At 73.2% G+C, this 13017-nt stretch carries 10 protein-coding genes and 1 other RNA gene; 7 read left to right on the top strand and 4 right to left on the bottom strand.

The window, feature by feature from the left end:
• Positions 1-42: 42 nt before the first annotated feature.
• Both H288_RS0118725 and H288_RS0118730 read left to right on the top strand, forming a co-directional pair.
• A complete protein-coding gene (locus tag H288_RS0118725; protein WP_020094111.1) occupies positions 43-1383 on the top strand; it encodes a lipopolysaccharide biosynthesis protein in 1341 nt (446 codons plus the stop codon).
• Positions 1380-2519: a GNAT family N-acetyltransferase gene (locus H288_RS0118730; protein ID WP_020094112.1), complete on the top strand. Its 1140-nt coding sequence runs from the start codon at positions 1380-1382 to the stop codon at positions 2517-2519. The genes H288_RS0118725 and H288_RS0118730 overlap by 4 nt, the downstream gene beginning before the upstream one ends.
• A gap of 155 nt (positions 2520-2674) precedes the next feature.
• Here H288_RS0118730 and H288_RS0118735 read toward each other — a convergent pair whose 3' ends face one another.
• Positions 2675-2959 (bottom strand): hypothetical protein, encoded by a 285-nt coding sequence (locus H288_RS0118735; protein ID WP_020094113.1) that lies wholly within the window; start codon positions 2957-2959, stop codon positions 2675-2677.
• 169 nt (positions 2960-3128) lie between these two features.
• Between H288_RS0118735 and H288_RS0118740 the strand changes: the two genes are divergently transcribed.
• Complete coding sequence (locus tag H288_RS0118740) at positions 3129-3383, top strand: hypothetical protein (protein WP_026605077.1); 255 nt, start codon at positions 3129-3131, stop codon at positions 3381-3383.
• Positions 3384-3393: 10 nt separating this feature from the next.
• Here the strand turns inward: H288_RS0118740 and H288_RS0118745 are convergent, their stop codons facing one another.
• The 3 genes from H288_RS0118745 to H288_RS0118755 all read right to left on the bottom strand — a co-directional run bounded on the left by H288_RS0118745 (position 3394) and on the right by H288_RS0118755 (position 9802).
• Positions 3394-5691 (bottom strand): PAS domain-containing sensor histidine kinase, encoded by a 2298-nt coding sequence (locus H288_RS0118745; protein ID WP_020094115.1) that lies wholly within the window; start codon positions 5689-5691, stop codon positions 3394-3396.
• A 253-nt stretch (positions 5692-5944) separates the two neighbouring features.
• Positions 5945-8569, bottom strand: a complete 2625-nt coding sequence (pepN, locus tag H288_RS0118750) for an aminopeptidase N (protein WP_020094116.1) — start codon at positions 8567-8569, stop codon at positions 5945-5947.
• A gap of 105 nt (positions 8570-8674) precedes the next feature.
• On the bottom strand, positions 8675-9802 hold the full coding sequence (locus H288_RS0118755) for an acyltransferase (RefSeq protein WP_245274522.1): 1128 nt from the start codon (positions 9800-9802) through the stop codon (positions 8675-8677).
• A gap of 419 nt (positions 9803-10221) precedes the next feature.
• Here H288_RS0118755 and H288_RS0118760 point away from each other — a divergent pair, with 419 nt between their 5' ends.
• The 4 genes from H288_RS0118760 (at position 10222) to H288_RS0118770 (ending at position 13011) form a co-directional block, all read left to right on the top strand.
• A complete protein-coding gene (locus H288_RS0118760; RefSeq protein WP_020094118.1) occupies positions 10222-10662 on the top strand; it encodes a VOC family protein in 441 nt (146 codons plus the stop codon).
• A 51-nt stretch (positions 10663-10713) separates the two neighbouring features.
• Positions 10714-11112: RNase P RNA component class A (rnpB, locus tag H288_RS33530), an RNA gene on the top strand.
• Between the two features lie 427 nt (positions 11113-11539).
• The gene (gene rsmH, locus H288_RS0118765; RefSeq protein WP_020094119.1) at positions 11540-12601 is read left to right on the top strand and encodes a 16S rRNA (cytosine(1402)-N(4))-methyltransferase RsmH; all 1062 of its coding nucleotides are present in this window, start codon (positions 11540-11542) and stop codon (positions 12599-12601) included.
• Positions 12598-13011: a hypothetical protein gene (locus H288_RS0118770; protein WP_012319332.1), complete on the top strand. Its 414-nt coding sequence runs from the start codon at positions 12598-12600 to the stop codon at positions 13009-13011. Before rsmH ends, H288_RS0118770 begins: the two co-directional genes overlap by 4 nt.
• The last annotated feature ends 6 nt before the right edge of the window (positions 13012-13017 follow it).

A 13017-nucleotide genomic window follows, 5' to 3' on the forward strand; every position in this document is an offset into this window, starting at 1 on the left:
GATCGGCCTCCCGCCGAGTTCGGGACCGGCGCGGAGCGCGTAGTGTCAGCCACGGCCCTCCCTGTCCTCGCGCTCCGGCACCTCCGGGCGCTGCGCAGCGGCCCGCAGCGGGCGGCCCTGACGGTCTTCGCGATCCGCGTGGGGTCGGCCGGCTTCGCCTACGGCGCCCAGGTGCTCGCGGCGCGGCTGATGGGCTGGGACGCCTACGGGATCTTCGCGTCGGTCTGGGTCTGGACCGCGATGCTGGGCCACACCCTGACCCTCGGCCTCTCGCAGGGCGCCAGCCGGTTCGTGCCGGGCGACCAGGCGCAGGGCGACCTCGACCTCGCGCGCGGCTACATCCGGGCCGGCGCCCTCGTGACCGGCGGAGCGGCGCTCGCCGTCGCCTGCCTCGGCGCGGCGCTGCTCGCGCTCGAGCCGGACCTGTTCGCCCCCGCCTACTGGGCACCGATCCTGGTCGCGCTCTGCGTGATGCCGCTCTTCGCGCTCCAGGACTACCTCGAGGGTGTGGCGCGCAGCCAGAACTGGGTCGGGCTCGCCATCGCGCCGCCCTACCTGCTGCGCCAGACTCTGATGATGGCCTGCATGGTCGCGGCGATCCTGCTCGGCGCGCCGCCCCGGGCCGAGGTCGCGATGGCCTGCATGCTGGTCGCCGCCGCGGTCGCGACCGCCCTGCAGGCCGCCCTCCTCGCCGCGCGGCTCCGGCGGGAGCTGCCGGCCGGGCCGCACCGCTACCGGTGGCGCACGTGGCTCGGCACGGGCCTGCCGATCGCCGCGATCGACCTCGCCAACGCCGGCTTCACCTTCGTCGACGTGATCGTGCTCGGCGCCCTGGTGAGCCCGGCCGAGGTCGGGATCTACTTCGCGGCGACCCGCATCCAGCAATTCGTGGTGTTCGTGCACTACGCGGTCAGCGCGGCGACGCTCCAGCGCTACAGCGCCGCCCAGGCGCAGGCCAACCGCTTCCTCCTCGCCGAGCTGGTCCGGCGCCAGGGCCGTCTGACGGCGGCCGCGACGCTCGTGGTCGGCGGCGCGATCCTGGCCGTCAGCCCCCTGCTGCTGGCCATGTTCGGGCCGGGTCTCGGCGACAGCGTGCCGATCCTGTGCATCCTGATCGCCGGCAGCGTCGGGGCGAGCCTGTTCGGCCCGGGCGAGGATCTGCTGACCATGCTGGGCGGGGAGCGGCTCTGCGCCGGCATCACGGCGGGGAGTCTCCTCGCCGCCGCCGGCCTGTGCCTCGCCCTGGTCCCGGCGCTCGGGACGCTCGGCGCGGCCGTTGCGGTCGCGGTGGCGAGCGTGGGCCGGGCCGCCCTGCTGGCGCGCGCCGCGGGGCGCATCCACGGGTTGCCGACACCGGTCTGGGCCGCCGGAGCGGTCCGATGATCGCCGCGAGCCCCCTCCGCGCGCCGTCCGGAGCCGTCGTCACCCTCGGCGACGCGCCGGAGCCGGAGGCCTGGGACGCACTGGTCGCGGCGGGCGCCGCGGCGCACCCGCACTTCTCTCGGCACGTCATCGAGGCCCATCGGACCGCCGGGCTGCTGCCGGCGGCCCTCCGCTACGTCACGGTCCGCGCGGGCGACCGTCTCGTCGGGCTGCTCCCGTACCGTGGGGCCCGGGACCTGACGGGCCTCGGCGGCCGGGTCCTGCGGCCCTTCCTCTCGCCCTACGTGACCGCCACGGCTCCCCTGGTCGCCGACGGTCCGGACCGGGCCGCGCACGCGCTGGCCCTGGTGGCCGGCCTCGAGGCCGCCTCCGGCGGATGCCCCTGGCGCTGGCCGCTGCTGCCGACCGGGGAGGGCGCCGTGCCGGAGATGCTCGCGGCGATGCGCGCGCGCGGCTGGGCCATCGGCACGGTGGCGGGCTTCGACCGCCCGGTCATGGACCGGCGCGCCGACCACGCGGCGTTCCTCGCCGACCATCCCGGCCGGGCGCGCTTCAAGGATCTGCGCCGCCGGGCGCGCCGCCTGTCGGAGACCGGAACCGTCGCCCACGCGTGCGCCACGGACGGATCGGACCTCACCCGCCTCGTCGCGGCCTTCCTCGACTTGGAGCGCGCCGGCTGGAAGGGGCAGGCCGGCACCGCCATGGCCTGCCGGCCCGAGAGCGCCGCGCTGGCCAGGGCGCTGTTCACCGCGGTTCCGGGCCCGGTCGCCGTCCGGGCCGACGCGCTGACCCTCGACGGCCGGCCTGTCGCCGTCAGCCTCGCCCTGGTCAGCGGCGGCACCGCGACCCTGCTGAAGACCGCCTACGACGAGGATCTGCGCGGCCACGCCCCGGGCCTGCTGCTCGAGGCCGAGATCGTGCGGGCCTGCCACGAGACCGGCTTCGCCGACCGGCTCGACTCGGCGACGCTGGAAGGATCGGCGCTGGAAGGTCTCTACCGCGACCGGGTTCCGGTCGCCGAGATCATCGCGGTCCCGCCCGGTCGACACGTGATCTCGCTGGAGCGGCGCCTCCGGCTCGCCCGGTTCGAGCGGGACGCGCGCGCGGCCGCGAAGCGGGCCCTGCGGCGGCGCTAGGGCCGGTCCCGGTCGGGTTCGAGAGCGTGGACGGAGCCGCTGATCCCGGTCGAGACATCCGCGCCGTGCCCCTCTCCAGCACGGGAGAGGGGTATCGCGCCTCGCTCGGCTCTGGCCCGATCATCGCCGCCGTCGCGCATCGGGCGTGAGCGGGACTACCGGCCCCGGTACAGACCGTCGCCCTGCACCCGATCGTAGACGCCGTGCCCGGTCCGGGCACGATAGGCGCGGCCGGCGATCGCGCCGGGGGTCGGCGGCGTGCCGGGCTGCGCGAAGCTCGTCTCGGGCCGGTAGGCCGGCCCCCAGCCGATCTCCTCGTCGCCCGCGGGATCCTTGCCCGGGAAACCCGTGACGTAGCCCGTGCTCTGGGCGAGCGCGGGCCCGGCGGCGAGCCCGAGCAGGAGCGCCAGCGTGCAGCGGTACGTTGTCCTGGATCGCATCGGCCATATCCTCCAGTCCGGTCCGCCGGGCGGACCACCTGCGGGGCAAACCCGGATCCGGAACGGAGGGTTTTCCGGCGTGTACTCATGCCGCGGGCGAGACGGCGGGCGGGCTGTTGGGAATTCCGGCCGGCCGCGGGGGCGGGCGATGATCGCGGAGGCGGGCGTCATGGACGACTGGAAGGCGGGGCTCCGGGCGGAAATGCGGGCCATCGACATCGCCACGGGCGAGGCGGCCTCGGCGCAGCTGCCGGACCTGCTGCGACGCCTGAGCCGGCATCAGGCCGGTCTCGGCGGCAACCCGGTCCTGTCGCTGTACCGGCGCTGGCGCATCCGGCGCCTGGCACGCGCCGTGGCGGACGCGCGCTGGCACGCGGAACAGGGCCGCCTCGCACGCCGCGGCGGGCTCGACCCGCGTCCGTGAACAGTCCCGCTCAGGCGGCGGAGCGGCCCGCCCGCGGCGCCTCGCGCCTGACAATCGTGGAATCGGCCGTCGCGGAAGGGGCCGAGCCGGCCGGAACGCCGGCCTCCGGGCGCTCGGCCGGCGTGGCCGGCAGGCGGACGAGCACGATGGTGCCCACCGTCTCCTCGGAGCGGATCCGGAGCGAGCCGCCGTGGAGCTCGACCATCGAGCGGGTGATGGCGAGGCCCAGGCCCGAACCCTTGTGGCACCGGGTCATCTGCCGCTCGACCTGCGTGAAGGGCCGGCCGAGGCGGGCGAGGTCGGAAGTCGGGATGCCGATGCCGTTGTCCTCGATATAGAGGTGGGTGCACGCGCCGGCGCGGCGGCCCCGGACCGCGACGCGGCCGCCGGCGGGCGTGAACTTCACGGCGTTCTGCACGAGGTTGGCGAGGATCTGCCGGATCGCCTGCGGATCGGCCAGCAGCTCGAGGCCGGGCACGACGTCGACGCTGACGGTGATCGCCTTCTCGCGGGCGGCCGCCTCGACGGGCGCGAGGGCCGCGCTGATCGCGGTCTCGGCGGAGATCGCCCTGGGGCTCAGGCGCACGCGCCGGGCCTCCAGCCGGGCCATGTCGAGGATGTCGTCGATCATGGACAGCAGGTGCGAACCGCTCTCGCGGATGTCGCGGCAATACTCGGTGTAGCGCGGGGTGCCGAGCGGCCCGAGAACCGCGTTCTCCATCACGTCGGCGAAGCCGATGATGGCGTTGAGCGGGGTGCGCAGCTCGTGGCTCATATTGGCCAGGAACTCGGCCTTGGCCTGGTTGGCCGCCTCGGCGGCCGCCTTCTGATCGAGGTAGCGCTCGGCGAGATCCGCGAGCTGCTGGGTCTGGAGTTCGAGGGTGCGGCGGGACCGTTTGAGGTCCTTGACGGTCTCGATCAGCTCGCGCTCGGAGGCGAGGAGCTGCTCCTGATTGCGCTTCAGGCTGGTGATGTCGGTCCCGACCGACACGTAGCCCCCGTCCTTCGTGCGCCGCTCGCTGATCTGCAGCCAGCGGCCGTCGGCGAGTTCCGCCTCGAAGGTGCGGGCGGCCATGTCGGTCAGCGCCATCCCGGCCTCGGGCGATTCCCGCCGGACCTGGGGCAGCACGCCGCGGCCCATCACGTCCGTGTAGCTCCGGCCCGCCTGCGCATCCTCGGGGCTCAGGGCGTGGAGGTGGCGGAATTTCGAATTGCACAGGACCAGGCGGTTGCCGGTATCCCAGAGCACGAAGGCTTCCGAGATCGCCTCGACGGCGTCGCGCAGGCGCATGTCGGCCGCGGCGTTGGTCTCCTCCAGGGCCCGCTGCTCGCTGATGTCGTTGGCGATGCCGACGAGGTGGCGGCCGCCGTCGGCGGCGTCCGCCACGACCTCGGCGCGGGCGCGCAGCCAGACGTAGGCCCCGTCGGCGCCGCGCATGCGGAAGGCGTGATCGATATGCGTCTGGTTGGCCGCGAGCCCCCGGGCGAGGCTGTACAGGTCGCCGTCGTCGGGATGGACCAGGCCGTTGACGTCCCCGAACGAGAGGTACTCGTGCTGCCGCCTGTAGCCGAGCAGCGTGTACATCGAATCGGACCAGTAGATCCGGCCGCGCGCGATGTCCCAGTCCCACAACCCGCAGGCGCCCCGGCGCAGAGCGGTCTCCAGGCGGCCGCGGATCTGCTCGCGGGCACGGTCGGCGCGGGCGGCCTGGCGGGTCTGCAGGCCGTAGGCCAGTCCGACTCCGACGATCACGATCGCGGCGGCGGCGATCAGGACGATCTGGTCGCGGGTCCGGGCGCTCCAGCCGCGCAGCAGCGGCTCGATGGGCTGGAGCACCGCCACCTGTCCCGCGCCGCCGGGCAGGCTGTGCACCGCGGCGAGCACGCTCTCGCCGCCGGGAAGCTCGAGGGCCATCGCGCCGGCGCGCTCGCCGAGGCCGGAGAGCGGCTCGCTCTCGCCGAGCACCGCCGAGAGGGTCGTGCGGTCGGCCGGCAGCGGCGGATGGGCGGCGACGATGCGGGTGTCGGGGCGGACCACCAGCAGGCGGCGGCCGGGATGCCGCTCGCTCTCGGGCATCAGGGCGCGCAGGTCCTCCGCCACAGTGCCGGCCGGATCCACCGCCCGGGCGGCCAGACGGGCGAAGCCTTCGACCTCGGCCTTCGCGCCCGCCAGGATCTCGGCACGCTGGCCCTGGATATGGAGGGTGGCGAGCCCGACGAGGCAGGCCAGAAACACCGCGAGCGTTCCCGGCACGGCGTAGCGCAGCCAGCGCTCGGCCTGGCCGAGCCGCGGATCCCGGCTCCGCATGGGCCACGAGATCGTGAGACTCGAATCCGCACGCGCGGAGAAGGAAGCGGAAGCCGCCTCCGGCATGGCCGAACCTCGCCCGTGGGAACTGTGATCCGGTGTGGGCACCCGACCCCCGAAGGCCCCCCGAATCTGACTGAATACAATCACTTCGGGGGGCAGTTTGTCCACGGATTTTTTACCATAAGGGCTTGACGGAACCCAGGTGTTGCCTGGGAGCCCGAGAATCGATTTCTACCGCAGGTTCAGACGGTTAGCCGCCTCCGAGGGTGCGCGCGAGGATGTCGGCGGTGTCCCGGGAAAGCCCCGGGATCGCCTTGATCCCATTCAGCATTTCGACCGCTTTGGCGCCGCGTGATTTTTCCAGCCGGCGCCAGGATCCGAAGGCCGTGAGGAGCCGTGCGGCCACCTGTGGGTTGGTCGAATCGAGCGCCGCGACCGTCTCGGTCACGCGGGCGAATCCCGCCCCGTCCCGCCGGGCGAACTGGGTCGGGTTGCCGAACGCGAAGCTCCCGATCAGCGCCCGCACGCGGTTCGGGTTGGTCATGGTGAAGGCCGGGTGTTCCTGCAGCCGCGCGATCCGGTCGAGGGTGCCGGGCTCGGGGATCTGGGCCTGGAGGGCGAACCACTTGTCGAGGACCAGGGGCTCGTCGGCGTAGCGGGCCGCGAACTCCGCGAAGGCGGCCTCGCGGGTCTCCCCCGGGATCAGCGCCAGCGTGCCGAGGGCGGCGAGCCGGTCGGTCATGTTGGTGGCCTCGGCCAGCCGCGCGGCGGCGCGGGCGGCCCCCTCCCGGGGATCGCCGGCGGCGACCAGGTCGAGGGCCGCGTTGCGGAGCGACCGGCGCCCCGCCGAGGCGGCGTCGGGGCTGTAGGGCGCACCGGCCACCGGCGCGAGCGCCGCGTCGATCGATTCGAGCCGCGGCCGCAGGGCCTGGCCCAGACGCGCCCGCAGGTTGAATCGCGCCCGGTGGATCGCGTCGGGATCCACGTCGGCCGGCACCGCGTCGGCGGCCTCGCCCTCGCTCGGCAGCGCCAGGACCAGGGCCGCGAAGGCCGAGTCGGCCAGGGCCTCGTCTTCGAGGAACTGGCCGAGTGCCGCGGCGAACGCCTCCGTCCGATCGGCGTCTGGCTCGAGGATCAGCCGCAAAGCGACGTCCTGCGCGGCCTGCCAGCGGTTGAACGGGTCGCTGTCCTGCGCGAGGAGCCGCATCCGCTGCGCGTCGGTCAGGGCGAGGTCGAGCCGCACCGGGGCGGAGAAGTCGCGCAGGAGCGAGGGGACCGGCTCCTCGGCGACCGCGTCGAACACGATCTCGGCCTCGGGGCGGTCGAGCACGTAGACGCCGTCCCGCACGTCCGGGCAGGTCGCGCCCGTCAGCGGCCCGGACGCCCCGACCAGCCCGAGGGCCACGGGGATCACCAGGGGCGGCCCGCCGGACTCCGCACCGCCGCCGGGCAGGCTCTGGGCGAACCGGAGGGTGTAGCGGGCGGCGGCCGGATCGTACGCGGCCGCGACGGCGAGGCGGGGCGTGCCGGGACGCTCGTACCAGCGGGCGAAGGCGCCGAGATCGCGCCCGGTCACCGCCGCGAAGGCCGCCAGGAAGTCCTCGACGGTGGCGGCGCGGCCGTCATTGTCGGCGTAGTACCGGTCCATGCCGGCCCGGAAGGCCTCGGGACCGATCAGCGTCCGCAGCATCCGGACGATCTCGGCGCCCTTGTCGTAGACGGTCGCCGTGTAGAAGTTGTTGATCTCCGCGTAGGCCCGCGGCCGCACCGGGTGCCGCAGCGGCCCGGCATCCTCGGGGAACTGGCGCGCCCGCAGCGAGCGCACCTCGGCGATGCGGTGCACTGGCCGGGAGCGCATGTCGGAGGAGAATTCCTGGTCTCGGAAGACCGTGAGACCCTCCTTCAGGCAGAGCTGGAACCAGTCCCGGCACGTGACGCGGTTGCCAGACCAGTTGTGGAAGTACTCGTGCGCGATGATCGCCTCGATCGCCGCGTAGTCGCCGTCGGTCGCGGTCTCGGGACTCGCCAGGACGTATTTGTCGTTGAAGATGTTGAGGCCCTTGTTCTCCATGGCGCCCATGTTGAAGTCGGACACCGCGACGACGTTGAACACGTCGAGGTCGTAGGCGCGGCCGAAGGCGGTCTCGTCCCAGGCCATGGAGCGGATGACGGCGTCGAGGGCGTAGCCCGCCCGGTCTTCCTTGCCGGGCTCGACGTAGACCGCGCAGGTGACGGGGCGGCCCTCCATCGTGGTGAAGCGCGTCTCGACCTTCCCGAGCCGGCCGCCCACGAGGGCGAACAGGTAGGCGGGCTTCGGGTGGGGATCGTGCCAGATCGCGAAGTGGCGGTCCGGCCCGGCCGCGCCGGTCCCGACGGGATTGCCGTTGCCGAGCAGGACCGGCGCCTCGGCCCGGTCGGCCTCGATGCGCGTGGTGTAGACCGACAGCACGTCCGGCCGATCGAGGAAGTAGGTGATCCGGCGGAAGCCGTCCGCCTCGCACTGGGTGCAGTAGACGCCGTTCGACCGGTAGAGGCCCATCAGCTTGGTGTTGGCGGTCGGATCCACCTCCGTGACGAGACGCAGCGCGAAGGGCCGCTGCGGCGGATCGCGGAGGATCAGTCCGGACGGCGTCGCCGCGTAGGCGTCGGGCGCCAGCGGCGCGCCGTCGAGCGCGACCGAGACCAGCCGGAGATCGTCGCCGTCGAGGGTGAGCGGCGCCGCCGGCACGCCGGCCGGGTTCGGCCGCAGCGTCAGCGTCGCGTCGACGCGGGTCGCGTGCGGGTCGAGACGGATGTCGAGGTCGACGCGATCGATCAGGTAGTCGCTGGGCCGGTATTCCTCGAGGCGGATCAGCGGCGGCGTCTCGGTGCGCATTCGGCTCACTCCGGGTGCGGGGCGGGCCCGTTCTGGTCCCTCGGAGCGCGCGGCGCAACGATCGGAGCCGTCGAAACGGCCGGCGTGGCGCGGTCCTCGCCCGGCTCAGAGCCCCGGGGCGGGGCGGCCCTCCGCGCGGAGCGGCCGCTCGAGGCCGACCCTGTCGAGCGTGGCGGACAGGCGGGCGCGGACGAACGGCTCGGCCCAGCGCATCACGGCGTAGCTCAGCAGGAGCATGGCGCAGCACGCGGCCACGAGCGCCGCGTAGGGCGGAACCCCGCCGCCGACGAGGCGGTGGATCAGGGCGGCACCGTTGACGTTGTGCAGGAGGTAGAGCGGGTAGGTCATCAGTCCGATCCGTCGGGCCAGCGCGCAGCCCCGCTCGCCGAGCCGCGCGCGGAGCCACGCGTTGCCGCGCAAGCTGGCCACGATCATCAGGACGCAGCCCGCGAAGACGAGGCGCGGGAGGAGCGGATCCTCGCTGCGGCCCATCTGGAACAGGAACGACCCGGCCGCGTCACCGATCTCGACGAGCGCCCCGACGGCGCAGACGGCGATCACGCAGAGCCGACCGGCCGTCGGCCCCTTGACGAGCGACAACCACAGGAAGACGCCGAGCGCGAAGCAGCAGCCGTGGCGCAGGAGCGTCAGCTCGGCCACGCGGTTCGCCGCCAGGGCGGGGAGGTTCGGCACGGCCAAGGTCGCGACCCAGAAGAGGGTGCTCACACCGCCGACCACGGCGCAGATCGGGCCGATGCTCCGGAATCGCCCGAGCCGCAGCAGCGCGAAGACGAGTGCGTAGAAGGCGATCTCCACACCGAGGGTCCAGTAGACGCCGTCCAGCCACGGCTCGACCGGAACGAACAGGACGCAGTCGAGATAGGCCCGCAGCACGTGCCGACCGGACCCCATGCGGCCGATGGCGAGCGAGACCAGGGCGGTGAGCGTGGCGCAGATCCAGACCGCCGGCACGAGGCGCAGGATGCGGCTGCGCAGGAAGGCGCGCGCGGTCGCGTGCTCGGCCGAGTAGGCGATCACGAAGCCCGAGATGACGAAGAACAACTCGACCCCGATCCATCCGAACCACGTCCAGGCAAACAGGCCGGGGTAAGCTGCGGCGGAGTCGAAGGCGCGCCCGGCCGTCGAGAGCGGCGCCTGCCACGCGTAGGCGCCGAGATGAAAGACCATGACCAGCATTGCGGCTAGGAATCGTGCCGCATCGAGACCGATCATCTGTGCATCATGCTTGCCGCCCTCGGATCCCTGCGTCCTCATCACGGCCCCCGACGTTCGAAACCGCTCTCATCATCCCACCGAGTAAGACGAATCCGTCGCAGCCGGGCTACATCTTGCTGGGTAAGACGCGCCCATACTTTCGGCCGAAGGGTCTCTCCTCCGGCGGATCGGGAGTTCGCGGCGGGGCCGACGGGACGCAAGCGGCGCGAGGCCCGCCGCCGGGCCGACGATGCCGGGGGCTGCCGAAACGCCCGCCCGGTCGGCTCGACGGGGTCCGACCGCGCGAACGCCCGGGCCCGATTGTCCCGAGTCTGTATCGGACGGCCTTCTCACCGCCGGACCGGCCGCTAGCTAGCGGGGCGAGTCAGTCGGAGCGGGCCGGTGGTCCGTCTTCGAAGAGAACAGGACAGGATCCGATGGAATTTCTGCACACCATGGTCCGGGTCGCCGACCTCGACCGGGCACTCGCCTTCTACGTCGACACGTTCGGCCTGAAGGAGGTGCGCCGCGTCGAGAACGAGAAGGGCCGCTTCACCCTCGTCTTCCTCGCCGCGCCCGGCGATGTCGAGCGGGCCTCAGCGACCAAGTCGCCCCTGATCGAGCTCACCTACAACTGGGATCCGGAAACCTACTCGGGCGGGCGCAATTTCGGCCATCTCGCTTATCAGGTCGACGACATCTACGGCTTCTGCACCAAATTGCAGGAGAAGGGCGTCACCATCAACCGGCCGCCGCGCGACGGCTACATGGCCTTCGTGAAGTCGCCGGACGGCATCTCCATCGAGATCCTCCAGAAGGGCGGCGCCAAGGAGCCGCAGGAGCCGTGGAAGTCGATGGAGAACACCGGCACCTGGTAGCGGGCCCGCGCCCTTGACCCGGACGGCCCCGCGGGCGCATCTGCCCGCGGATCAGCCGGCCGGGCGGCCGCTCCGGACGCGCGAGCGTTCGGGGAGGAAAGTCCGGGCTCCATGGAGAGACGGTGCCGGATAACCTCCGGCGGGGGCGACCCCAGGGACAGTGCCACAGAGAGCAGACCGCCCCGGATCCGTCCGGGGTCAGGGTGAAAGGGTGCGGTAAGAGCGCACCGCGGACGCGGCAACGCGGACGGCACGGCAAACCCCACCGGGAGCAAGACCGAATAGGGGCGGCGCGCCCTTCGCGAGAAGGGCAGGCCGGCTCTCCAGGCCAGTCGCCCGGGTTGGTTGCTCGAGGCGATCGGCGACGATCGTCCCAGAGGAATGGCTGCCACGCCGGCGCGCGCGAGCGCTCCGGCCCTACAGAACCCGGCTTACAGGCCGGCTGATCCACTTCCCGATAAGACCTGCACCTGCAAGGCTTTATCGCCCCGCCGGCGTTCCCGCGCGGACGGCCGGCGCGCCGAAGATTCCGCGGCGGTAAAAACCTTCGGTTAACCTTGCCGGGTTCAGATCGGTCCGCGCGGCAGTGCCAAGCTTGTGCGTTGACGATCCTCCGAGGCCCATGATACCCGGCATCCTCCCGTCAACGGCGTGTATCGGATCGCCGGGCGCACCCTGCCATCGCGCAGGTCCCGTCCGTGCGCGGCGTCTTGCGCGCTCCGCATCCGGTGCCGTTCCCGTCACGCGCGCCGCGCTCGCGCGGCCCGGCACAGGGCACCATGAGACGCACGAGCCGCATCCGCGCCCGGGTTTCCGGGACGCGCCGACAATCCGCCCATCCGCGCGCGCCACGGCGCGCCGGCGCGTCGAGGCGGCCATGAGCCGGCGCCGCTCCTCTCCCGAGAGTTCGCCCCGCCATGGCGGCGATGCGGCGGCTGAACCGCACGTCCCCGTCCTCCTCGCGGAAGTCGTCGACGCGCTCGGCACCGCGGGCGGGATCGCGGTCGACGGCACGTTCGGTGCCGGCGGCTACACCCGCGCGCTCCTCGCGGCGGATCCGGCCCTGCAGGTCGTCGCGATCGATCGTGACCCCACGGCCATCGCGGGCGGACAGGCGCTCGTCGCGGAGTCCGGCGGGCGCCTGCGCCTCCTCTCCGGCCGCTTCGGCGACCTCGACAGCCTCCTCGCGGAGGCCGGCATCGCGCAGGTCGACCGGGTCGTCCTCGATATCGGCGTCTCGTCGATGCAGCTCGACGCGCCGGAGCGGGGCTTCTCGTTCCGCAGCGACGGCCCCCTCGACATGCGCATGGCCTGCGACGGGCCGAGCGCCGCCGACCTCGTGAACGAGGCCGACGAGACCGTTCTGGCCGACATCATCTACCATTTCGGCGAGGAGCGGCGCTCGCGCGCGGTCGCCCGGACCATCCTCGAGGCGCGGCGCCGCGGGCGGATCGAGACCACCGCGCAGCTGGCCGAACTCGTCGCCGGCGTGGTCCGGACCGAGCCCGGCAGCCACATCCACCCGGCGACGCGGACCTTCCAGGGCCTGCGGATCGCCGTGAACGACGAGCTCGGCGAGCTGGTCCGTGCCCTGCACGCGGCCGAGCGCGTGCTCAGGCCCGGCGGCCGGCTCGCCGTCGTGACGTTCCACTCGCTCGAGGACCGCATCGTCAAGCAGTTCTTCGCGGCGCGCAGCGGCCGCTCCGCGCAGGGCTCCCGCCATCTGCCCGGGGGCCTGGTCGAGACCGTCCGCAGCTTCCGTCCCGTCACGAAGGGCCCGGTCCTGCCGGGCGAGGCCGAGACCGCCCGCAACCCGCGCGCGCGCTCGGCCAAGCTCCGGGCCGCGGAGCGCACCGAATCCGACGTTCCCGAGCCGCTGGCCGCGCTGACCGCGCTGGCGAGCCTGCCCGACGCGGCCCGCGGAGGCCATCGCCGATGATCCGCCTCCTGAACCTGCTGGCGGTGGCCGGCCTCGTCGCCTCGGCGATCTACGCCTACTCGATCAAGTACGACACGCTCTACCAGGGCGGTCAGGTCTCGAAGCTCCAGACCGCCCTGCACAAGGAGCGGCAGGCGATCGCCGTGCTGCGCGCCGAGTGGCAGCTCCTGACGCGGCCCGACCGGCTCCAGGCGGCCGTCGACAAGCATCTCGCCCTGGAGCCGATCGGCACCAGCCACCTGGCGCGCCTCTCGGATCTGCCCGCCCGGCCGGAGCGCGGCGACGAGATCGGCCGTCTGCTCGCCGCCACGGCGACGCCCAAGGACAAGGGCGCGATCGAGCCGCGCACGACCGGCTCGATCACCCGCACCGTCACCACGACCCGCACCCCGACGACGGCTTCGAGGTAAACCCCC

This window comes from Methylobacterium sp. 285MFTsu5.1, assembly GCF_000383455.1.
In the GTDB taxonomy this organism is placed as follows: Bacteria; Pseudomonadota; Alphaproteobacteria; order Rhizobiales; family Beijerinckiaceae; genus Methylobacterium.